This window comes from Psychrobacter sp. (assembly GCF_030454045.1).
Taxonomy (GTDB): domain Bacteria; phylum Pseudomonadota; class Gammaproteobacteria; order Pseudomonadales; family Moraxellaceae; genus Psychrobacter.
This window is the reverse complement of record NZ_JAKDJE010000017.1, coordinates 24,913-47,924: the sequence shown is the minus strand read 5'-3', so window position 1 is coordinate 47,924 and position 23,012 is coordinate 24,913. Positions and strand designations below refer to the sequence as shown.

Here is a 23,012-nt window from a genome sequence, read left to right as displayed (position 1 = left end):
GTATCAGCAAGCATTTAATCTAAACGGCAGTTACACAGAATTCGGGATGGTCTCCTATTGGGAATATATACAAAATTTCAGTAATTCACAATAAGTATATTTCACAAGCTTTTTGTAACAAAATATATATGAATGCAACTACTCAGTATCAAACAGGTAATGTTTTACCCACAGTAAATATCGGATATATGGGCAGTTATACGTCAATTTTGTTAAATCAACAACCTTTATGGTGATTTAAATGCTAAAAAATATGGCTGATTGCTAATATTTCTTATCTCAATAATGATTTTGTCCTCATATGGATTCGAGTATAACGGTAATCGGACATTGTAGGCAAATTATTACTAATATCGTATTTTTAATTGAAATAAAGGTGATATTCACTATTTAATAAAACAAAAGTTAATTTTTGCGTATGGATACAAATGAATACGGTTATAAAATAGCAGCAATAAATTGAATGTATAGATTTTATGGTTCATAGAATAGGTAAAAAAAGAGATAAGCTGAACAAAATAGCCGCGCTTTAGTCAAAATACCGCCACTTATCGCTAGACTGTACTTCAGAAATGGCCTTCGTCTTTGTGCAGCGAACAATAACCATCAAGCAGTCATCATGATGTTTTTAAGACATGGCTCACTGTAGCCAACTCTCAGCAGCGATTGTGCTGATTGTAAAATCAGCTTATAGAACGGAAAACCATCTTTAATCCTGACAGCTGTGTGAAGCCGAAAGACGAGGCCAATCATCATGCTTGGATGGATTAGATTCTATTCTCAGAGAGTTTAGAGTTATAAGTAGTAGGTCAATATAGTCTGCTTAAACGAAAAAACCGCTCTTCTCTTTATACAGAGAAGAGCGGTTTTTATTGATCTTTATGATGTAACATCATCTTTTACATGTTTGGATAGTTAGGGCCACCGCCACCTTCTGGGGTTACCCACGTGATGTTCTGTGATGGGTCCTTGATGTCACATGTTTTACAATGCACGCAGTTCTGCGCATTGATGACGAATTTGGCGCCTTCAGCATCTTTGACCACTTCATATACACCCGCTGGACAATACAAGCGTGCAGGCTCAGCATAGAGCGGTAAGTTGATAGAGATAGGGACGGTTGGATCAGTCAGCTTCAGATGCGTTGGTTGATCCTCTGCGTGGTTGGTATTTGAGATGAATACCGATGACAATTTATCAAACACCAGCTTGCCATCAGGCTTGAGATAAGTCGGCTGATAAGCATGGTTGGCGCGCTCTAACTGATCGTAATCTGGTACATTATCATGCAAGGTCAGTGGCATTTTGCCTTTTAATAAGTTGTGCTCGATAAAGGTGAAAGCACCGCCCATAAACAGACCCATGCGGTGGATTGCAGGAGAAAAGTTGCGTGCCTCATAGTTGTCTTGATAGAGCCATGATTCTTTGTACATGGTGCTATAAGCCACCACTTCGTCATGCTGACGCTCTGCCTGTAATGCCTCAAAGATCGCTTCGGCGGCGAGCATGCCTGACTTCATCGAGGTATGGGTGCCTTTGATTTTTGCGGGGTTCAAGAAACCAGCATCATCACCCACCAATACACCGCCTGGGAATGTGAATTTTGGTAATGAGTTAAGCCCGCCTTTAGTCAACGCTCGGGCACCATAAGAAATACGCTTACCACCTTCTAGAACACGCTTGATAACAGGATGGGTCTTCAAGCGCTGCATCTCATCAAATGGCGACATGTAAGGGTTGTGATAAGACAGATCCGCCACTAAGCCAAAGCTCACTTGGTTGTTTTCATCGAAGTACAACCACCATCCGCCAGTTGAGCCGGTTTCGGTCAACGGCCAGCCAAGACCGTGCATGACCACGCCTTGCTCATGCTTATCAGGCTCAACTTCCCACAGCTCTTTTAGACCGATACCGTAATGCTGAGGATCAGAGTCTTTATCTAGATCAAAACGGCTAATTAAGCGCTTGCCCAAGTGACCACGGCTGCCTTCGGCAAAAATAGTGTATTTGGCCAGTAGCTCATAGCCAGGCTCAAAGCTTGGCTTGGCTTCGCCATTGGCAGCCACACCCATATCACCAGTCAAAATCCCTTTTACCGAACCATCGTCATTGTATAAGATGTCATCGGCAGGGAATCCTGGGAACATCATCACTTCAAGCTCTTCTGCCTGTACAGCCAACCAACGAACCACATTGCCCAATGAGACAATGTAGTTACCGTCATTATGCATTGGGCCTGGAATCAATGAGTGCGGTACTTGAGTTGAACGTGTGGCAGAGTTTAGATAATAAAACCGATCTTCCGTCGCTGGTACGTTAAGTGGGGCGCCTTTGTCTTTCCAGTCTGGAATCAGCTCATTTAAGGCGCGTGGTTCGATGACTGCACCTGATAAGGTATGAGCACCAAATTCGGAGCCTTTTTCGACCACACACACCATAAACTCATCGTTGCCTGCTTCGATAGCGAGCTGACGTAAACGAATAGCAGCAGAGAGACCTGCAGGCCCGCCGCCAACGATGATGACATCGAACTCCATGGACTCACGCTCGATCTCAGGTTCCGGTTCTACGACTACTGGCGCTGCCGTCTCTGTTACTACTGGTGCGTCAGCGTCTACAGTAGTGCTGTCTACAACTGGCGCTTGATTGTCTTGCTCTTGCATACCTACTCCTAAACTTTAGTGGCTTATCTCAGGGCATCATTAGCTCAACAACCGAATAATAGATTTGCGGCGCTAACGTCACTCAGACATATGGCTGCCCGATAAAAATGTGTCATCAATACAAAATCCACTTGACCATTTCAATAAAAAATCGTTACTCATTATAAAAGAAAAGTCCTACAAACACGATACGCATTTATGAGCAACGGTGTTAAGGTTATATTGAAACAATAAGGGTGTTTAGATGATAAAGCTTCATCATACCCGAAACAAAAATTTATAGTAATAATAGATTTGCCAAACTTTGAATACTAGATAAAGGATTGTGCGATGAATAATGATAACAATGATACTGATGGGAATAACGAAAATAATTTGGAAGCCCCAGTCAATAAGACCTCCAGTCTAAATAATATGAATGCCCTCAGCCAATATCTCAAATCAACCGCTGCCACTCGTGAAGGGCGAGAAATACCGCCGCTTGATAAATGGCATCCAGAAAATATTGCCGATATGGATCTGGTGATAAAAGCAAATGGCGAGTGGTGGCATGAGGGTGGGAAAATGACCAGACAGTCACTCGTCAATCTGTTTGCAACCATCTTGTGGAAAGAAGAGAGTGACGGTGTAACCGAATATTTTTTGAAAACTCCTGTGCAAAAAATCCGTATTCAAGTAGAAGATGTGCCATTGCTGATCAATGATGTCGGTATCGTAAAAGAAGGTGAGGTGAGCTGGTTGGAGTTTGTGACCACCACCGGTGACGTGGTGCGCTTGGACGATGAGCATCCCATTAGCTTACAAGCATATCAGCCTGATAATGCCGTAGACCGTATAGATGAGTCGCAAGTACGCCCTTATATGCCAGTAAGAAATGGTCTGAGCGCGCTGATTGGACGAAATACCTTTTATCATTTGACGGAGATTGGTGAACTAATAGAGCATGATGGTAAGACGATGTTGACCTTACAAAGCGGTGGGAAATCTTACTCTATGACTATGCCAGACCATTAAACGTTAATACATCAACAGCAGCATTTATAGATTATGACAATAAAATCCATTTCATCAGTGGAGATGTCATAATATAAGAAACGCAGATATCTCTGACTGAGTAGAAATCAGAGATAATATAGAGATGATGATATGTATCTAAAAGTGGCGGTGAAGTAACGATGGCGAGTGCTGCAAATCAGATGACAACAAGTCAAGCAAATATAGAACAAACAAATATTTTGGATAGTCATGTGCTGTCAAAGACTTCTATTAACAACGCTGGCATGAATGCAATGGTTATCGATGCAACCAGCACTGATGATGCCCAGCGTGCTCCGATAGGACTATTCGATTCGGGGATTGGCGGCTTATCGGTTTATTTGCATTTAGCCCAGCAACTACCTAATGAGCGCTATATATATTACGCTGATACCTTAAATGTCCCTTATGGCAACCGCGAGAGCGATGATATCGAGTCGCTCACGCTAAAAGCCGTTGAATGGCTGCATAAGCAAGGCTGTAAGCTGATTGTGATCGCTTGTAATAGTGCGTCAGCTTATGCTCTAGATACAGCGAGACGCTCTTATCCGAATCTGCCTATTGTAGGTCTAGTACCAGCGTTAAAGCCTGCGATATTGGCAAGCAACAGCGGTCATGTCGCGGTATTGGCCACGAAGGCGACGCTCAATGGCCAGTTGCTTAATGATGTTATTACCAATTTTGCCAATCCAAATGGTACGGTGGTGACAAAATATTTTGATCCACAGTTGGTACCTTGGGTTGAGGCTGGCATGCCAGTACGAGATGAGACGGCGCAGCGCTTGCGCCAACAAATACAAGTATTTGCAAGTGAAGGAATTGATCATCTCGTGCTAGGCTGTACACATTATCCATTTTTTAAATCTTTTTTATTAGACGAAATTGCGCAGCAGCAGTTGGCCATACAGGTGGTTGACTCTGGGCAAGCCATTGCTGAACGAGTCAAGCAACTTTTGAGCGAAAATAAACTCGCCACGGCTTTTTTGGACAAGACAAGTATCCATAATTTGAATACAATCGATAGGACAAATGTCGATATTAGACAGCCATTAACTTTCCATGCGACTAAATATAGTGATAGACTAAGCGCTTTGATTGAACGCTTACTTGGTCAAGAGACTATACTGCAATACTATTCTGAGTAATGGTTAGCAAAGATATTTATGCAAAAACCTTGATTGCAGCATGGATTTAGTTAAAATACGTCGAATGTATTTTCGCAAGACTGTGCGAGTTGATATAAAACAAGATATTTGTGCTCTATTTCGTTTTATCCCCTTTTATGCCGCAACCTAAGCTCAGAGGTAATCGTGCCACATCGCCGCTATCACATTCATGTTATATGTGCTGATAATGATCAATTATTGGTCTTGGACGGCGTGGCGATATTTTTTCAGGCGCGCGCATTTTTGACTTACGACGTATCTAGCAAACTGCCAAGGGCCTCATTATATGGCCGACAATGTATCGACTCGTGTGATTATGCATTGATGATCATTGGAGACAGTTACGGAGCCGTACAAAAGACAGGCGTGAGCCAAATGCATTTGAGTTATTTGAATGCCAAAGCCAAACTAAAACCACTACTGATTTTGGTCAAAAACCATTACCAAGAGACGGGTGTCAGTCGCCAATTACAAGAACTGATTAAACTCGTCTCTAGGCAAGACAATCAGATTTATTACTATGATACAGAGGATGATATTGAGCCACTGCTAGTACGGGCTTATTACAATACACTGGCCAACAATAAAGTAGCAGGCGGCTGGGTGAGAGCCACTGAAGAGATGATTAAGTTCAATAATCAAACAGTTGCTGAAAGGTTTGCTGATCTTTTGTCTAAAAATAAAGACGCAAAAAAAGAATGTGCTGTGGAAGAAGATTTTGGCGCGGATAATGTCAGTAAATCCATTCCACTGACAGAAACTTTTGAGGTTCACTATAGTGCCCAAGCCTACGAAGGGGGCAACTTAAAAGATGTCATTAGAGAGGTCACACTTTCTTGGCACGAAATATTAACTGCTTTGGTAAAAATACCGTCGACATTTTCGAGCTATGGGTTACAAAATGCGGTCAATCGCTTAATCGCGCCAAAAGCTGAGCTTGATATCAAAAACGATATGCCGAACGTTCACGCTGTCTCACGCTGTCAAATTTTTCAAGATGATCTCAATAACCTACAACGTCAGCTAGTAAGCGCCAACTGGATACAATTAACAACCTATGGTACTCGGTTATCACAAGAGCTTTGGAAGCTTACTTTTCATGCCAGAGGCCTACTAGAAGCTGAAAACGTTCAGACAGATGAATGACATCAGATTTTGGCATATGTTCACCTTTTAGCGTTCCGTAATATATGGGCAAAAATACATCTTATGCTCCTGACTACGTTCTGTAATACAAAGCATACGCGTCAATGGTTGTGAATTGACTCAAGACTCGTGATAATAATAGCCATCAGATACGAGAATTTGTGTCAGAATTAAAAATACATAAGACGTACTACACTATTGAGCGATTAAGGAGAGCGCATAATGAGCAACGCTAAAAATGACGAGTTATTAAGAGAGATTGATGGTCTAGAAAAAAGCATGCATGATGCTGACCAGTTCCATACGCTAGAAGAGCAAGTGGCGGATATGAAACGCCGCGGTATTGACCCTAGCCAAGCCTACAAAGATTTGGATAGGAAAGCGGAAGATGAGGACTGGGGCGATGAAACGTGGAAAGAAAATGGTAAGTGGGAACCAAAGACCGCTGCTGATCTAGACGAAAAAGCCCGTGAGAACTGGAGTGGAGACAACGGTGAGCCAAATCCACCACCTATTGTATAAGCACTTTTTGGACACTGATATCATAGATACACAATGTCCATAAATATAAGACCTAAAAAAGCCACGCTATGAGTAGCGTGGCTTTTTTTATGAATAAAATTATAGAGGCTTTATCCTATCACGAGCCTTCGTCAATACGAACCAGCTTGATCGTCCCATCAGCACTAGTCACGCGGCGATAACGCGCATTGCCAGCGGTCGAAGAATTCATCGATGGTTGAGAGGTGTAGCTGCTAGGCGTTGTGGTTTTCTGCTCAATTAGCTGTTCCATGCGATCAGCAGGCGCAGGGTTCAAAGGACGGCTGTTTATCGGCTGACCGTACTGCCCTTGAGTTGGCGATGCGTTACCAATGATGGCGCGATAGAACTTTTGACCTGCGCGTCCATCTGCTGGGAAAATGCCACGACTGGTCTGATATTGCTGAATAGCCGTGCGCGTGTTGTCCCCAATGATGCCATCAACACCGCCAATATCGTATCCTGCATTTAACAAGGCTTGCTGAATATCTTTTGCTTGTTGGCGACTGATACCAGGATCGTCTGTTGGCCACGCGGTGATAAAGTCCGTTTTGCTACTGTCTTCACGAGTGATCAAATCTGATAAATGCGCGATCGCCAAAGCATAGTTTTCTGAGGCGTTATAAGAGTAAAAAGTATCAAAGTTTTTGCCCACCAAGAATGCAGGACCGTCAATACCAGCTGGTAGCAATAAACCCGCACGACTCAAGTCATAAGGCAGCGGGCTACCGTTGGCGAGCGTTAGACCTTGATTGCGCCAATGGCTGATAGACTTTTTGTCTTTGCGGTTGGAAGCCGCCCAAAATCCATCAGGTAGTTTGACTTCATAACCCCAAGGCTCGCCCGTGCGATAACCACGTTTGTCTAAGAAATTTGCAGTAGAGGCGAGCGCATCGGGCACACTATTTACGAGGTCACGACGTCCATCACCATCACCATCCACTGCCAGCTCCAAAAAGGTACTTGGCATAAACTGGGTTTGTCCAAATGCACCTGCCCATGAGCCCGTCATATCATTGGGCGCGATATCACCATTTTGTACGATTTTTAGGGCATTGGCATACTCACCCTGAAAGTAGCTTTGACGACGATCAAAACAAGACAATGTCGCTAACGATTCAAACAATGGCTTTTTGCCCAGCGTCTGACCAAAATTAGACTCTACGCCCCACACGCCAAGTACATGCTCCGCTTTTACGCCATAGCGCGATTCGATTTGGCGCAGCGTGTCACGCCACTGGCGCTTGGCACGGATGCCATCTTCGACACGCTCTTTGTCTACTAGCGCGGATAGATAATCCCAGACGTCTTTTTGAAACTCTGGCTGATAGTTGAGCGACTGAATGACACTAGGATCAGGCTGGCTTGGACGATAGTTGTTAAATGTATAGCTATTGACACCACGAAACTTGCTCGAATTTTTTAGGCCATCCAAGCATTGCTGAAATTCACTATTGGACAGATCTGGAGCGGGCGGCTGAGCTGCTTGGGCAGTGCTCGCAAGGCTAATGCCAACCGCAACACTAAGCAATGACAAGGTAGAAAAAGGAGTCAAACGCATGAAAATATCCTATAAACGTTAAGTTGGTTGCTAAGAGACAAAAATCAAAAGGCTAAAAGTGGTATCAAGGTAGAGTAACCAATCCCAATAATAAAGAAAAGGTATCGCAGCACTCAGTTACTATAAGCTGACGTTCGCGTGAGGTTATAAGAGCATTTCATTAGAGACAAAGCGCAGCATTAACTGGTACTTAACTTTAAAAAGACTGTAGCAAGCAGAAAAGACTCAGTTAGCCAGCTCACCGTCTAACGCGTCAATAAAGCCATGAATCCGCGCCGCATTTTTACCCAAATCACTACCACCAATCCGTGATTTGCTGCGTATATCGACCAGACGTTCATTTTCATTATCGGTGATACGTACGACGACATCGTCTTTAAAACCGAACCAAGCAGTGGTATCCGTCGCTTCTATAATGCCTTTCTCCGCATCAATATTGACCAGCTCCCAGCCCAAGTTTTCAGTGGCTTGGGTGCATCAGCGCGTAGTAGGGCAATCGCCACAAATTGAGGTGGGTTCATCAAGTCGGTAGAAATATCATGGATGGGCGGTACGTTTTTGGCGGTATTCATCATGCTGAGTGGTATGGCAATGGCAGTGATATCAAGCACTGCTGAGATTAACACACTACCAATGCTCGCTGTATTTCGCTTAAACAATAGCTGTATGGCTAATAGTATTAATGCCGCAATACCAGCAAATAAAATACCCCAAATTTAAACCCTGTAAACGCATTCGCTAACTCAATCAAGCCAAACTTATAAAGTGACCCTGCAAGCGCGACCAGTAAGACAGCAATCAAACTTATCAGATCAACGAATATTTTCATTGCGCTTCTTCCTTGTGATTGAGTACTAACTCATTGCTGCGCAAACTAATTCTTTATTGCTTATTTCAATAGCCAAATATGCTCTGTTACTTTTAGATTAGGTGCAGACCCTATAGAAGAAGGTTCGCTTGATAGCTCACAGATCTGATAGTGACTGCCATAATATTGCTGCACTTGCTCATGATTGATAGAGAACGGCGGTCCATCTTTTTTGTTTTGATCATATTCTAGCGTGATCAATAGTTGCGGCGCGACCTTATTATAGCTATCAATATGCTCAACTTTATCAACATTACCACTAAGCTGTCGTATCTGTTCGCTATATTTTGTTCGCATATCAGCTGGCAAGGCTATCAATGCCGCTTTGTCGTATACTGCATCAATAGTACCAATATCTGTAGATGTTAGCGCAAAGATATCCGCGACCCATAGGGTAATAGTTTGCTGATTCTCACCATTTATTAGCTGCCCTTGATAGCATTTAATATCTGGGTTTTCTGCATGCTGAGAGACAATAGATTGGATATTTTGTTCAGCAAAGAATTCTTGCACGGCTGTTTCGACCAATTCAACGCCTACCACGTCACAACCTTGTGCTGCGAGCCAAACCATATCAATAGATTTGCCGCAAAGAGGCACAAAAACGCGGCTACCCGCGGATAAATCCAATTGGTCAAAGTAATTGACTAATAACGAGTTCACCGCAGACTGATTAAATCCGATACGCTTTTCTTGCCAGCGTTTGTGCCAAAATTCAGGAGTCATAATTTACGCCTACTTAGTTTACGTTTATAAGTATTTGCTAGTATCACTATCATACTGCCTTATTTGGGAATGTTTAACCCAATAAAAAGCCAAACACCTATCATATAAGTGTCTGGCTAATATCGAGTATCATGCTAATGATCTTTTGAATGAATAATATACTAGTCACACTAGCGTTTAGCTGACCATATATTGACTAAACTCTTTACGCAGTTTGGCAAGCTTGGGTGGTATGGCAAAATTGCAATACGCTTGTCCTGGATTTCTGTTAAAGAAGTCTTGATGCGCCTCTTCTGCGCGGTAAAACTCAACGGCAGGGTGTACTTCTGTGACAACATTGATGCCCATATCACGCAGCTTATTAATGGTACGATCAACCGTTGGTTTTTGATCTTCTTCGGTATAAAAGACCACGCTGCGATACTGACTACCAACGTCATTGCCTTGACGATCCATCGTGGTGGGATCATGGGTGGCAAAGAATACATCGAGGATCACTTCTAACGGTACGACAGAGTCATCAAACTCGACTTTGATGACTTCGACGTGTCCAGTATCACCACCGCATACGGCTTCATAATTGGCTGATACTGCATCGCCGCCCATGTAGCCAGATACGACAGACTGCACGCCTTTTACGGATAAAAAGACAGACTCGGTGCACCAAAAGCAGCCACCGCCTAATACGATTGTTTGCATAATTTTTCCTATTTTTATAAATATAGAGGTTAAGCTAATAGCGATCTGCCTGACTGTTTTTTATTGGGCACACGCTATTTAGCATTGTCATTTAGCTTAGCAGGCCATCTGGTGGCGATAAGTAACAAACAGTAATGTTATAATGGGCTTTTGCTACGTGTGGTATGACCGCAGCGCTGATAAAAACGGTGCGGTTTGCCCATCATTTTATTTGAATAATGAGTGTGACCATGAGCCAGCCAACGCCCGATACTGCCCCAGCCATCCAGCATGATACGCTATTTACCACACCGCTGGATAAAGCGGCGCGTTTTTCTTTTGATGAGCAAGTGGTGGCGTGTTTCCCTGATATGATTCGCCGTAGCGTACCGGGGTATGGTCAGGTATTGGCGATGCTCCCTATCTTTGCGCGTCGCCATTGCAAGTATCGCCAGCAAAAGGGCAGCGGTCAGCGCGTGAGCCGCGTGTATGATTTGGGCTGTTCATTGGGTGCAGCCAGTATGACGCTGGCGGGCGAGTTTGACCCGCAAGATTTGCAGATCAAAGCCATTGATATTTCGCCTGCGATGACGACTGAAGCCACGACGTTATTGAGTGACAATTATCCTGAGCATGATATCGAAGTCATTACTGCAGATATTCGTGACGTTGAGCTTGAGCCATGCGACATGGTTATTTTAAATTTAACGCTACAGTTTTTGCCAGCAGCCGATAGAGTCGCAGTATTAGAGAAGATTTATGCGGCCTTGAGCGAAGGCGGCATACTGGTATTAACCGAAAAAACCCATGCCTTTGATGAGCAATACGATGCGTGGTTGGTTGAGCGTTATTATGACTTTAAGCGCGCCAATGGCTATACCGAGATGGAAATCAGTGGTAAGCGTAATGCGCTAGAAAACGTGCTAATTACCGATACGCTAGATGAGCATCATGCACGGTTAGATCACGTTGGCTTTAAGCGTCATCTGACGTGGTTTCAGTTTTTAAACTTTGTCTCTATTGTGGCGTTTAAATAATCCTTACTTTTAACACAGTTATTTCTTAATCATTACGGTAATCTGCTTCTATGCTCAACAACACCATCACGCACGCCGAACGCGAACTATATTTAACCCTATTAGAACTGGCAGAGCAGTATCCAAGCGCTTATGAATGGCTGACGCGCTTACCAACATGGTTAAATGCGATCAAAGACAAAGCCAACTACGCGCATGCACCAGCTTACCAAGCATCAGTAGCGCGATTGCCACATTTGACGGTCAATCACGTCGATTTAAATAGTGATACGTTGACGATTGAGGCAAGTCTGAATCAGTCTCAGCATAAACAAACGACCGCGTTATTAAAGCAGCTGATGCCGTGGCGTAAAGGGCCGTTTCAGATTGGTAATGATGAATCAGGTATTAAGATTGATACCGAGTGGCACAGTGATTGGAAGTGGCAACGGGTTGCACCGCATTTGAGCAGGCTTGATGGTCGGCGCGTATTAGACGTAGGCGGCGGCTCTGGTTATCACGGCTGGCGGATGGCAGGCGCTGGCGCAGACACGGTCATTATCATTGATCCGTCTTGCTTGTTTTATCATCAGTTTATGGCGATTCGGCATTTTGTCGGTAGCGCAGATGCTCATGAGACGGGTCGCTACCGTACGCATTATATTCCTGTGCCGCTCGAGGCCTTGCCAGAGCACAGCCAATTGTTTGACACCGTATTTAGCATGGGTGTGCTGTATCATCGTCAGTCGCCGTTTGAGCATTTGCAGCAGCTTAGAGGACAGCTTGTCAAAGGTGGTGAGCTGGTGCTTGAAACCTTGGTGGTCGAAGGCGATGCCAATACCGTATTGGTGCCGCATGATCGCTACGCCCAGATGAATAATGTGTATTTTTTACCGTCAGTCGCTGCACTGACAGGCTGGCTAGAAAAAGTCGGTTTCTCGGATGTGCGCTGCGTGGATGTCGCTGTCACCTCCACTGACGAGCAACGACAGACTGAGTGGATGACCTACCATTCGTTGACAGACTTCTTAGATCCTGATGATTATACTAAAACCATTGAGGGCTATCCTGCACCCATGCGTGCAACCTTGATTGCAAAAAAATAGCATTTATTGTATTAAAAAACAGGGAATGATGATGACGCACAAGGTCGAGTCGGCACTTCAATGGCACTGATCAGTAAGCGTCGCTCAAATCGCCAAACGCCTAAGGCGGCAGTGCCAATGCCCACGATTGAAAAGGCCTTTGCGTATTCAGAAAAAGACAATAAGACGCTCACATCATCAACACTGGCAAATTTTCAAAAGAATATCGATAAATGGGTCAATATCGATTCTAAGCAGCTTATCGGGTCTGGGAACACGGTGGGTGACTGTGAGCTGGTCAATCCAAAAACCGAAGAATATAAGCGAATAGCCGAGTATGGTTCTAATATGCTTGGCTGGGATTTTATACCAGTGGATAAGTCGCATACATTAGCCACTCATCTGTGCTGGTCAGGCCCGTACAACTCGAGTACAGGTTATTGGCTCATCAACAATGACAAGCCTAGCAATCCTGCGCTTATCACGGCAGCAGGCAACGAATATGAGGCAGGTGAGATCCACGCTGTACATAAAGGCCGAGGTATCGGTGACTGCTTGAGTCATGCGACATGGACGTGAGATGGTAAAACGTTTGTTAAGAGCGAAGAGGCGAGCACAGGCCTGTGTCGCGGGTTCGCTGGTGGCGCTTGGGAGCTGCCAACCTATTTGAGTCAGATCATCACAAAATAACGATCAGCCTCTGTACGGATAGCATGACTGGCACCTTGTAGAGGGTGTCAGTCATGACGGATATTTCCCTTTTTTAATCATAGAGCCGCTATCAAGAAAGAGTAGGTTATATCAACCATTTTTTGAACGCGACTTCCATGATTATTTTGAGGATAAAGCCAACTGAGCCTGCACCCAATGCTAAAAATATCCAAAACGTACCAGCACGTCCAGCATCTGACGTTTTAGATATATCCCACATGATAAAAAACAAAAAAGCGATGAATATCGGTAATAAAACGTACAGGCCCCAACTGGTGACAGTACCGGCAGCAATAGCAAACATGGCGTAATCCTATAGGGTAATAAGGCGCCTTCTATGGCGTAGAAGCGTAATAGACGCGCAATGCAAACCGCCATTATAACGTGGAAGCAGTTAGGTATAAACGACTGCTCAGTACTGGACAACAGGAATGCTACAATTGGTAGCGTCATTGGCCAATAAAGTCGCTCGCCTATACAGACCGCATTATGTTGTCCACCTTATATTTGATGAGTCGAACTTAAGGTCATCAACGTTTTTTATCAGGCGTCATCGCTCAATTTAGCCCTTATAACGGCAAGATTTTAGTGCTAATTTTGGTGCAAATAGTGCAATACCACGCAAAGATTGTTATATTTACAGGTTACTTATCTTTTTACATTATTTTGTTCCTGCAATGTCGGTCGCTACTATCATAGGCCGCTATCGACTGCTCGCATTCATACCGTTATTGTTGTTTATTTAATTGAGTTCAAATCCCTATGTCACAAGCCCAAATTGATACGCTTGCATCCCTATTTAATGATGCGATTCAAACCCTACAAGCAGATGGTACGCTACCAAGCGACTGGCAAAACAACAGCCAAATCACCCGCACCAAAGACCTTAGCCATGGTGATTTTGCCAGCAATATCGCGCTGACGGCGGCCAAAGCGGCCAAGGCCAATCCACGCCAACTTGCCGAAAAAATCGTCAATGCACTCCCTGAGAATCAAGACATTCGCCAAGTAGAAATCGCAGGCCCTGGGTTTATCAACGTATTTTTAAACTCGGAAGCTAAGTTTGCGGTATTAGACGATATTTTTGCTCAGCAAGATCGTTTTGGTTTGAGCAACCAGTTTGACGGTCAAAAGATACAAGTCGAGTTCGTTTCTGCCAATCCCACCTCAAGCCTGCATGTGGGTCATGGGCGCGGTGCAGCGTTTGGTATGAGTGTGTCAAACTTGCTAGAAGCCATCGGTTACGACGTCACACGTGAGTATTATGTCAATGACGCGGGTCGTCAGATGGATATTTTGGCGACCAGTACCTATTTGCGTTATTTAGAATTGAATGGCGAAACGGTCACTTTCCCAGTCAATGCCTATCAAGGCGACTACGTTCGCGATATCGCACAGACATTAAAAACGCAGCATGGTGACAGCTACGTTCATCGTTTTGCCGATGTTGCCAAAGACGTACCAGAAGACGCAACGTTTGAGATCAATGCGGATGGCGAAAAAACGCTCATTTCAGGTGACAAAGAAGCGCATATTGATGGCTTGATTGCGAATAGCAAAGCCTTGCTTGGTGACAACTATGCGCTGTTTTTAAATGCCGCCTTGAGCAGTATTTTGGCCGATATCAAAGACGATTTAAACGACTTTGGTGTGAGCTACGAGTGCTGGTTCAGTGAAAGATCGATTGATAGCGAGATTGAGCCTGTACTGCAAATACTCGATGACAAAGGCTACTTGTACGAAAAAGACGGCAACATCTGGTTTAAATCGACCGATTTTGGTGATGAAAAAGACCGCGTGGTTCGCCGTGCTAATGGTCAGTCGACGTATTTTGCCTCGGACATTGCTTATCATAAAAACAAGTTTGATCGCGGCTTTGATAAAGTGATTAACGTTTGGGGCGCAGACCACCATGGTTATGTGCCACGCGTAAAAGCGGCGCTGCTCGCGTTGGGAATCGATGCAGAACGCCTTGATGTTGTATTGGTACAGTTTGTGGCATTGTGGCGCGGCAGTGAAAAAGTACAAATGTCCTCGCGTTCAGGTCAGTTCGTCACCTTGCGTGATTTGCGCGCAGAAGTTGGCAATGATGCGGCGCGTTTTTACTACGTGGCACGTAAGCCTGAAGTGCATATTGATTTTGACTTAGAGCTTGCCAAGTCACAAAGTAAAGATAATCAGGTATATTATATCCAGTATGCGCATGCTCGCGTTTGTCGCGTGCTTGAGAAGCTACAAAATAGTGGGCTTATGGTAGATGATGCGGTTGGTTTGGCACATCAAGAATTGCTTAATGCGCCCAATGAAAATGAGCTAATTAAGCTATTGGCAGGCTATCCAGCCACCCTCCTGCGCGCTGCGACGGGTTATGAGCCACATGTCTTGACCAACTACCTAAAAGAGCTTGCGGCTTTATTCCACGGCTGGTACGACACCAATCGTATCTTGCCAATCAGCGTCACTTCAGGGGAGACGCCAAGTGCTGACGAGCTTGAATTAATGCAAGCGCGTTTGCGTTTGTCCAAAGCTGTTAGACAAGTACTGGCAAATGGCTTGGGTCTACTTGGCTTGTCTGCGCCCTCTGCTATGTAGTCACTTTTTGCTATATACAACACGTATAGACAGCTGATAGCAGTAATTCGATGATGACCGTTAAATTCAGTAGGGAGAACGAGATCCATGCTAGCCAAAAAACCGAAAGGCGCAACAGAAAAGCGCAAATCAAGTAGCGTATCGGGCTTATTGTGGATGTTTGTTGGGGCCATATTGACCCTTATGATCGGGGTATTTATCTACCTCTCACCATTATTTAACTTTAGTCCTGCCGATGGTAGCGCTAAGAGTGATCCTGACAGGCAAGTGCAACCGCGCGTAGATACCGATACCGATAATGGCGATTATGAGTTCTACGATATTTTGCCTAATCAAGAGATGGCAACGATTCCTGATGAAGATATCGCTGAGATTGATAACGATCAGATAGGAGATATTGGCGCGTTTGAGCCGGATGTTGTGGTGACACAACCAGAGACGACAGAGACCGATGGTACGGGCAGTTTTGGTAATGCCGAGCGTACTATAGTTGAGCCTGATAGTAATGAGGGAGGCGACGATATCGTTGTGGTCGAAGAAGATGCGACTTATGATGGTACGCCACCTGCTAGCAACAATAGCGCCGCCACTCGCAATAACAACGCAGGAGCTGGTACAGCGAGTATTCAAGCGGCTAAACCTGCTGCAACCTATATTTTGCAGATCAATAGCTTTAGTGATGCAGATGAAGCCGATCGCCGCCGCGCGCAAGTACTGATGGCGGGTGTGGATGCTAGAGTGATCAAAAACACGACTGGCAATGGTTTGCCCATCTATCAGGTAATCTCACGTCCGATGAATAACCGTCAAGCGGTGACCACGGCACAGCAGCGTCTACAAAACAATGGTATTGATTCTATTATCGTTGAACAGCGTCGTTAGTCCAAGCACTATGTATAATAAGCGGTATATATAAGAAGTCTTTGTGATCATAAAAAAGCGTCGTCATGACGCTTTTTTTATCTCTTTAATTTATTAAGCACTCTATTATCTTTTCTTCTTAATCAAAATATTCATAAAGAGTATGGTTATGACAGCATCTCCCTCAGCAGTACCGCAAGCAGGTACTATCAAAGCGTTCTTTCAAAAGTATTTTATCGATGCCTTTACGGGCATGGCGTTAGGGCTTTTTGTCACCTTGATTGCAGGTCTGATTATCTCGCAAATCGGTGGTTGGTTGAATTTGCCCGCATTAATCGCCGTGGGTAAGCTTGCCTCAATATTGATGGGGGCGGGCATTGGGGTAGGCATTGCTTATTATTTAAAAGCGCCAACGCTGGTGATGCTTAGCTGCCTTGTAGCAGGTATGTTGGGTGCGCATTCTGAAGCACTAATGGCAGGTACATTGTTCACCCCTGTTGACGGTGCGCCGGCGACCTTTACCGCTGTGCCTGGTAACCCGATTGGGGCATATTTGAGCGCGGTGTTTGCTTATCGTGCAGGCTCGTGGGTGGCGGGCAAAACCAAGCTGGACATCTTACTGATTCCATTGGTGGTCTGCGGCGTGGCGCTCGCTGTGTGCGCGTGGCTCAATCCACCAGTGGTGGCCGCCGTCAATGCTATTGGCTATGGTATCCAAGCAGCGACTGAGCTACAGCCATTGTTGATGGGTATCGTCATTGCAGTTGTGGTCGGTATTTTGCTGACCCTGCCGACATCGAGCGCCGCCATTTGCATTGCGATTGGACTTGGTGGTGTGGCAGGTGGGGCTGCTGTTGTTGGCTGCGCGGCGCATATGGTGGGCTTTGCCGTTGCCAGTTATAAAGACAATGGCGTGAGCGGCCTGATATCGCAAGGTTTGGGCACAAGCATGCTCCAGATTCCAAACGTACTCAAAAAGCCGATTATCCTGCTGCCTGCGGTGGTTGCCAGTGCCATTGTCGGGCCGATTGCTACGGTTGGCTTTGGGCTGGCGTGTACAGCGACAGGGGCGGGCATGGGAACCGCTGGTCTGGTTGGTGTGTTCGGCGTTGTTGAAGCATCACAAGAAATCATGAGTACGACCCAATTATGGACAGCGATTGTCCTGCTGATGTTTGTATTGCCTGCCCTGATTGCATGGGTAACGGCCTTTGTCATGCGCCGCGCTGGTCTGATCGTTAATGGTGATATGAAGCTGCCTTAATGGTTTGATGTCAGTTTTTAAAATCGCTATCAGTCGCCTTATAAATACTATTCATGTAAAAAAGCCCAGCTACGCTCATAGCTGGGCTTTTCTTATGAGTGATCTTTGTTGGCTGATCCTACAGAGGATGTATAACACGATTCCGTTATGTCGCTGCCTTTGATGTTTTATGACGACGTGGTTTTAGTTTGCGTGATAGGCTATTAACGTCATTGAGCACTTGGCTGTAATGCGCTGGAAAGACCCGCTGAACGGCATCAACAAATTTGGCATCGTTACCAATTAAGCAGCGCTGTTGATTGGTCGCGGCGGCCTGCAGGATAATCCAAGCTGCTTCGCTGGCATCGAATTTTAATAGCTTATTAAAGCTTCTAATGGCCTTGTCACCAGTAGGCATACCGACGGTACGGGTACTGTCATTGCCCCGCGCACTATTGGCGATATTGGTTTTGATACCGCTCGGATGGATGCAGGTCGCTGACACCCCGCAGTTTTGAATGTTAAGCTCTTGACGCAAGCTCTCTGTAAAGGCGCGTACGGCAAACTTACTGGCATTATAAGCAGAATATGAAGGCTGAGCGGTCAAACCAAACAGGCTGGAAATATTGATAACATGACCATGCTCTTTAAACTGGTGGGGTTGATCGTCCTGATTATCACTCGTCACTTCGCTTTGTTTGACACTATTTTTGATTAATGGCAAAAACGCTTTGGTGCCATAAACCACGCCCCAAAAAGGGTAGGTGCTGACGTAATGAGGACGCCATCGTAGTTATATTGTTAAGCATAATAAACAGTCCTTTGTATTATTCATGATGGGCATACATCGTTGCTATTTACATTAGCATGATTAATCATGAGGCTTACATGCGATTGATAAACGCTGCTATCATTTTATTATGCGGTTACTTCTAGAGTGCTAAGGCGCTAAGAATCTGACGGTATTAAGGTTAGTTGCATCATTGAGAAGAGGTTTAGGGGATGAGTAGGCACAAAAAAAGCGCCGTGGCTTAAAAGGCCAGACGCTTTTTTGAATCACTCACTATCGATAATGAGTGACCCAAACCTAATGACGCGTTAAGCAATCTTAGGAATTTTACCTTCATTGATGACTTCAGCATCAACCAAGACCGTTTTGGCATTTTCCATAGATGGCAGTTCATACATGGTTTCAAGCAAAGCGTTCTCGACGATAGAACGTAGACCACGCGCACCCGTCTTGCGCTCCATTGCTTTTTTGGCGATGGCATCAAGTGCTTCGTCTGTAAAGCTGATCTCAGCACCTTCCATATCGAACAAGTACTTGTACTGTTTGACCAGTGCGTTCTTAGGTTCGGTAAGGATTTGTACCAAGGCTTCTTCATCAAGCTCTTTGAGCGCTGCAAGCACAGGTAGACGACCGATCAGCTCAGGAATCAAACCAAACTTGATCAAATCTTCTGGCTCAACTTCTTGTAGCAAGTCTGAGCTACGACGACTGTCGTCTTTTGAGCTGACATCCGCGTTAAAGCCGATACCACCTTTTTCGGTACGTTGCTGAATGACTTTATCAAGTCCTGCAAACGCGCCGCCCACGATGATCAGAATGTTACTGGTATCGACTTGGATCAGCTCTTGCTGTGGGTGCTTACGACCACCGTGCGGCGGAATCGCAGCAACCGTACCTTCGATTAGCTTGAGTAGCGCTTGCTGCACGCCTTCGCCCGACACGTCACGCGTGATCGATGGGTTGTCGCCTTTTTTACTGATTTTGTCGATTTCATCAATATAGATGATGCCTTGTTCCGCTTTGGCCACATCGTAGTCAGACGCTTGTAGTAGCTTTTGTACGATGTTCTCAACGTCTTCACCGACATACCCTGCTTCGGTTAAGGTGGTGGCATCAGCCATTGCAAATGGCACATCAAGCAGACGAGCCAAGGTTTGCGCCAGCAAGGTCTTACCAGAACCCGTTGGGCCAATCAGCAAAATGTTACTTTTTGCCAATTCTACCATCGCGTCATCAGCACCGATTTTGGCTTTTTTGCTGTCATTGGCGAGTGTCTGGCTGACTTTTAGACGTTTGTAATGATTATATACTGCGACCGATAACGCTTTTTTGGCAGCGTCCTGACCGATGACATACTCATCAAGCTTGGCACGCAGCTCTTTTGGGGTAGGTAGCTTTTTGTTGACCCATGAGGTATCTACGTCGCTGTCGTCATCGCTGTGTTCTGCACTGTCTGCGATTAGATCAGTACATAGCTCGATACATTCATTGCAGATATTGGCGTCATCAGCGGCAATCAGCTGCTGTACATCACTTTTGGCTTTACCACAAAACGAACAATGCGGGGTGTTATCTTCTGCCATAAAAGGCGCTCCTAAAGTTTAAAACTGGTTAGTCTATTTGCGACATATCGATGGTTGTATTGGTTGAACGCTCATACCTGCTTACGATCTATCAGGTATGAGCGGCATATTGATTTACCATACAAACAGACTATAACTATTCTTATGATGGCGCACTCGTTTGAGAGGCGTAGCGCTTATTTGAGATTACAAAGATTCAGGACGGCGCTCTAATACTTCGTCAACCAAACCGTATTCTTTGGCTTCCTCAGCATCTAACCAATAATCACGCTCAACGTCTTTTTCAATTTTTTCTATTGGCTGACCGGTACGCTCCGCTAAGATTTTGTTTAGACGTGCACGAGTTTTAAGGATTTCACGAGCATTAATCTCGATATCAGTCGCTTGACCTTGCGCGCCGCCTGATGGCTGGTGAATCATCACGCGAGCATTGGCGAGTGAGTAGCGCTTACCTTTTTGACCCGCGGCCAACAAGAATGAGCCCATGCTATAAGCACCGCCCATACAGATGGTGGATACTTCAGGTTTGATAAAGTTCATGGTATCAAAGATTGCCAAGCCTGCACTTACTGAGCCGCCTGGTGAGTTGATATACAAATGAATGTCTTTGTCAGGGTTTTCAGCTTCTAAGAATAGTAGCTGTGCAACGATAAGGTTAGCCATGTTGTCTTCGACTTGGCCTGTCAAAAAGATCACACGCTCACGCAATAGGCGTGAAAAAATATCAAACGAGCGTTCACCGCGTGAAGACTGCTCAACCACCATTGGTACTAGCGCCGCTTGGGTGGTTTGTACTTCTTTGTGAGCGCTCATTAGCATATCAAAATGTGGGTTAGCAGTGATGCGTTCATAATCTGTCATAGAAAAGTCCTATCGATAAAGGGATAAAATAAAAAACAGTTAAAATGGTTTTATTGTCTGGTATGTTTTGTGCTAATGGGTAGTTTATAGGGGGACTACGCCCACTATTCAAGCCTATAAAACCCGTTTGTGCATAAAATAGGTGAAAAAGTGAGTACGCTCTATTTTTATATATAAGTTGAAAGAATATCCAAAAAAGGCAGATTCTATCTGCAAATCAGGCGTATCCCACAGAAACTTACCCCGATATGGATATCATAGAGCAGTGTCTCACCATACTTTTTAACATAGAATACCTGATTAACTGCCTTGCAATCTACCTATCTTGCGACTCAATTGTGCAAATGTGGGTTGTCAAAAGAATCCTTAAGCGCATTTACTCATAGTTATCCTTATAAGTAGAAAGGGCAGCCTGACATAGTGTGTTAATAGTCCAAGTTTGAATGCTAAAAAATGGTGCATATTAACGAAAAACGCCACAATTTGGTGCAAACCGTTATTTATCTAATGGTTATCAGCGGTAAAAGGCTGATTAAAAAATAGCTAAACCAGCTTTGTCATGTTAGTAAAAAAAATATACAGTCAAAACCAAAGTAAAATCATTATGTTGGGTGTGATGGTGGAGTGTATGTAAGAGTGTTTGCATATGAGTTGGCATAATGCTTGTATAGACAGTGAAATTAACTGACTTTTTGGTCAGGAGCCAGATTACTAGATTGTATTTAATGAGTAAAATGAGCAAATGAGTATATAAAATGAGTTGGGCTTCTTCTTTAACATTGAGTTTTGACACTGTTAAGCGCAAAGATACTGTCAAAAGTATGGCTGCTATCGCTAAGACGCGTCTGTATCATCGCAAGCATACAGGCGCCTTGATGGTACAGCGAGCTCTATATTCTGAGCCGCGTGGGCAGCAGGGTATTTGTCATATAGTGATGCTCTATCCGCCAGCAGGTATCGCAGGCGGTGATACGCTGACGATGGATTTGCAGTTGGATCATGACAGTCACGCTGTGATTACTACACCGGGGGCGGGCAAGTGGTACGGCAAGGACAGTGTTAGCCAAAAGCATAAAACCCTGTCTCATCAGTCAGCTACCTCTAGCCTTGATGTAGATACGATGGCAAAAGTCGATACCCAAGTAAGCACGAACCTGCCATCAAATGAGATGGCAGACTACGCAAGCCAGCATGTGCAGGCGACATTGGCAGCCCATGCGCGCTTGGAGTGGCTACCGCAAGAGAGTATTATTTATAACGAAGCCAATATGCATGCGGTAAATCGCTTTGATTTAGCTGACTCATCTAGCTTGCTGACTTGGGAGATTAGCGTATTTGGACGGCAAGCTTATGATGAACAGTTCTTGCAAGGGCGCTACCATACTGGATTGAATATCTATCGAGATGGCAAAATTATCGTTACTGATCGGGTCAAACAGGCTGCCCAAAGTCGCTGGTTTACATCGAGTCTAGGACTGGCAGATCAGCATATTTATGGGTCGTTTTGGGCAGTGCCAAGTTTGAGCGATGTACATGACAACGCTGCACTGTCTGCCTCTCCCGCACAATCAGACGAGACAGCCTTAGCAACGATGAAGCAGGCCCTAGCTCGCTATTTAGACAACACCATCGTTGCATTACGCCATATGATTGCTGAGGCTAGATTACCGGTTTATTGTACTCACAACGGTCAAGCCATTAATATTCGGTATATCGGTTCAGATGTGCGCGGCTGTTTTGAAGCCTTTTATCAAATCAGAGAAGTCTTGCGACATCATTGGTGGCAGCTTGAGCCTTGCCGTCCGCGTATTTGGGACACCTAAGTCTACGGTTTTTCATAGCTAAGCCACACGACCTGATAATCTGCTATAACTTTTATAATAAATA

20 protein-coding genes and 2 pseudogenes are annotated in these 23,012 nt (G+C 44.7%); 11 read left to right on the top strand and 11 right to left on the bottom strand.

All coding sequences use genetic code 11. The annotated features are described in order from the left end of the window. Nucleotides 1–899 precede the first annotated feature (899 nt). A complete protein-coding gene (locus L0G63_RS05165; protein WP_301449676.1) occupies nucleotides 900–2,537 on the bottom strand; it encodes an electron transfer flavoprotein-ubiquinone oxidoreductase in 1,638 nt (545 codons plus the stop codon). Between the two features lie 456 nt (nucleotides 2,538–2,993). On the opposite strand from L0G63_RS05165, the gene L0G63_RS05160 reads away from it, so the two are divergent. The 4 genes from L0G63_RS05160 (at nucleotide 2,994) to L0G63_RS05145 (ending at nucleotide 6,532) form a co-directional block, all read left to right on the top strand. Then, nucleotides 2,994–3,677, top strand: coding sequence for a DUF1285 domain-containing protein (locus L0G63_RS05160; RefSeq protein ID WP_301449673.1), 684 nt, complete (start codon nucleotides 2,994–2,996; stop codon nucleotides 3,675–3,677). 266 nt (nucleotides 3,678–3,943) lie between these two features. Then, nucleotides 3,944–4,843 carry a glutamate racemase gene (gene murI, locus L0G63_RS05155; protein WP_301449675.1) on the top strand — a complete coding sequence of 300 codons (900 nt, stop codon included), beginning with the start codon at nucleotides 3,944–3,946 and terminating at the stop codon, nucleotides 4,841–4,843. Nucleotides 4,844–5,008: 165 nt separating this feature from the next. Next, nucleotides 5,009–6,010, top strand: coding sequence for a DUF4062 domain-containing protein (locus L0G63_RS05150; RefSeq protein ID WP_301449672.1), 1,002 nt, complete (start codon nucleotides 5,009–5,011; stop codon nucleotides 6,008–6,010). 222 nt (nucleotides 6,011–6,232) lie between these two features. Next, nucleotides 6,233–6,532, top strand: a complete 300-nt coding sequence (locus tag L0G63_RS05145) for a hypothetical protein (protein ID WP_301449671.1) — start codon at nucleotides 6,233–6,235, stop codon at nucleotides 6,530–6,532. 118 nt (nucleotides 6,533–6,650) lie between these two features. On the opposite strand, the gene L0G63_RS05140 is transcribed toward L0G63_RS05145, so the two are convergent. The 6 genes from L0G63_RS05140 to msrA form a co-directional block, all read right to left on the bottom strand. Next, nucleotides 6,651–8,111 (bottom strand): lytic murein transglycosylase, encoded by a 1,461-nt coding sequence (locus tag L0G63_RS05140; RefSeq protein WP_301449670.1) that lies wholly within the window; start codon nucleotides 8,109–8,111, stop codon nucleotides 6,651–6,653. Nucleotides 8,112–8,336: 225 nt separating this feature from the next. Continuing rightward, on the bottom strand, nucleotides 8,337–8,567 hold the full coding sequence (locus tag L0G63_RS05135; RefSeq protein ID WP_301449669.1) for a DUF1499 domain-containing protein: 231 nt from the start codon (nucleotides 8,565–8,567) through the stop codon (nucleotides 8,337–8,339). Continuing rightward, entirely contained in the window at nucleotides 8,522–8,737 is a 216-nt protein-coding gene (locus L0G63_RS05130) for a hypothetical protein (RefSeq protein WP_301449668.1), read from the bottom strand. Before L0G63_RS05130 ends, L0G63_RS05135 begins: the two co-directional genes overlap by 46 nt. Before the next feature lie 53 nt (nucleotides 8,738–8,790). Continuing rightward, nucleotides 8,791–8,940, bottom strand: coding sequence for a hypothetical protein (locus L0G63_RS05125; protein WP_301449667.1), 150 nt, complete (start codon nucleotides 8,938–8,940; stop codon nucleotides 8,791–8,793). 60 nt (nucleotides 8,941–9,000) lie between these two features. Further along, nucleotides 9,001–9,705, bottom strand: coding sequence for a thiopurine S-methyltransferase (gene tmpT / locus L0G63_RS05120; protein ID WP_301449666.1), 705 nt, complete (start codon nucleotides 9,703–9,705; stop codon nucleotides 9,001–9,003). Nucleotides 9,706–9,882: 177 nt separating this feature from the next. After that, nucleotides 9,883–10,404, bottom strand: a complete 522-nt coding sequence (gene msrA / locus L0G63_RS05115) for a peptide-methionine (S)-S-oxide reductase MsrA (protein WP_301449665.1) — start codon at nucleotides 10,402–10,404, stop codon at nucleotides 9,883–9,885. A gap of 230 nt (nucleotides 10,405–10,634) precedes the next feature. On the opposite strand from msrA, the gene cmoA reads away from it, so the two are divergent. From cmoA to L0G63_RS05100, 3 genes and pseudogenes are all read left to right on the top strand, one after another. Then, nucleotides 10,635–11,420, top strand: a complete 786-nt coding sequence (cmoA, locus tag L0G63_RS05110) for a carboxy-S-adenosyl-L-methionine synthase CmoA (protein WP_301449664.1) — start codon at nucleotides 10,635–10,637, stop codon at nucleotides 11,418–11,420. A gap of 50 nt (nucleotides 11,421–11,470) precedes the next feature. Then, nucleotides 11,471–12,505, top strand: a complete 1,035-nt coding sequence (gene cmoB, locus L0G63_RS05105) for a tRNA 5-methoxyuridine(34)/uridine 5-oxyacetic acid(34) synthase CmoB (protein ID WP_301449663.1) — start codon at nucleotides 11,471–11,473, stop codon at nucleotides 12,503–12,505. Nucleotides 12,506–12,547: 42 nt separating this feature from the next. Beyond that, a pseudogene (locus L0G63_RS05100) lies at nucleotides 12,548–13,063 on the top strand (DUF1176 domain-containing protein); the annotation flags it as partial. A 217-nt stretch (nucleotides 13,064–13,280) separates the two neighbouring features. Here the strand turns inward: L0G63_RS05100 and L0G63_RS05095 are convergent. Continuing rightward, nucleotides 13,281–13,499: a DUF2788 domain-containing protein gene (locus L0G63_RS05095; protein ID WP_301449662.1), complete on the bottom strand. Its 219-nt coding sequence runs from the start codon at nucleotides 13,497–13,499 to the stop codon at nucleotides 13,281–13,283. Between the two features lie 458 nt (nucleotides 13,500–13,957). Between L0G63_RS05095 and argS the strand changes: the two genes are divergently transcribed. The 3 genes from argS (at nucleotide 13,958) to L0G63_RS05080 (ending at nucleotide 17,912) form a co-directional block, all read left to right on the top strand. Further along, entirely contained in the window at nucleotides 13,958–15,787 is a 1,830-nt protein-coding gene (argS, locus tag L0G63_RS05090; RefSeq protein WP_301449661.1) for an arginine--tRNA ligase, read from the top strand. A gap of 87 nt (nucleotides 15,788–15,874) precedes the next feature. Further along, a complete protein-coding gene (locus L0G63_RS05085) occupies nucleotides 15,875–16,669 on the top strand; it encodes an SPOR domain-containing protein (protein ID WP_301449660.1) in 795 nt (264 codons plus the stop codon). A 148-nt stretch (nucleotides 16,670–16,817) separates the two neighbouring features. Next, on the top strand, nucleotides 16,818–17,912 hold the full coding sequence (locus L0G63_RS05080; protein ID WP_301449659.1) for a PTS transporter subunit IIC: 1,095 nt from the start codon (nucleotides 16,818–16,820) through the stop codon (nucleotides 17,910–17,912). A gap of 145 nt (nucleotides 17,913–18,057) precedes the next feature. On the opposite strand, the pseudogene L0G63_RS05075 reads toward L0G63_RS05080, so the two are convergent. The 3 genes and pseudogenes from L0G63_RS05075 to clpP all read right to left on the bottom strand — a co-directional run. After that, a pseudogene (locus L0G63_RS05075) lies at nucleotides 18,058–18,648 on the bottom strand (SDR family NAD(P)-dependent oxidoreductase); the annotation flags it as partial. 341 nt (nucleotides 18,649–18,989) lie between these two features. Beyond that, nucleotides 18,990–20,264 (bottom strand): ATP-dependent protease ATP-binding subunit ClpX, encoded by a 1,275-nt coding sequence (gene clpX / locus L0G63_RS05070; protein ID WP_301449658.1) that lies wholly within the window; start codon nucleotides 20,262–20,264, stop codon nucleotides 18,990–18,992. Between the two features lie 186 nt (nucleotides 20,265–20,450). Beyond that, nucleotides 20,451–21,077 carry an ATP-dependent Clp endopeptidase proteolytic subunit ClpP gene (gene clpP / locus L0G63_RS05065; RefSeq protein WP_301449674.1) on the bottom strand — a complete coding sequence of 209 codons (627 nt, stop codon included), beginning with the start codon at nucleotides 21,075–21,077 and terminating at the stop codon, nucleotides 20,451–20,453. A gap of 803 nt (nucleotides 21,078–21,880) precedes the next feature. Between clpP and L0G63_RS05060 the strand changes: the two genes are divergently transcribed. Beyond that, nucleotides 21,881–22,948 carry an urease accessory protein UreD gene (locus tag L0G63_RS05060; RefSeq protein WP_301449657.1) on the top strand — a complete coding sequence of 356 codons (1,068 nt, stop codon included), beginning with the start codon at nucleotides 21,881–21,883 and terminating at the stop codon, nucleotides 22,946–22,948. Nucleotides 22,949–23,012: the final 64 nt, after the last annotated feature.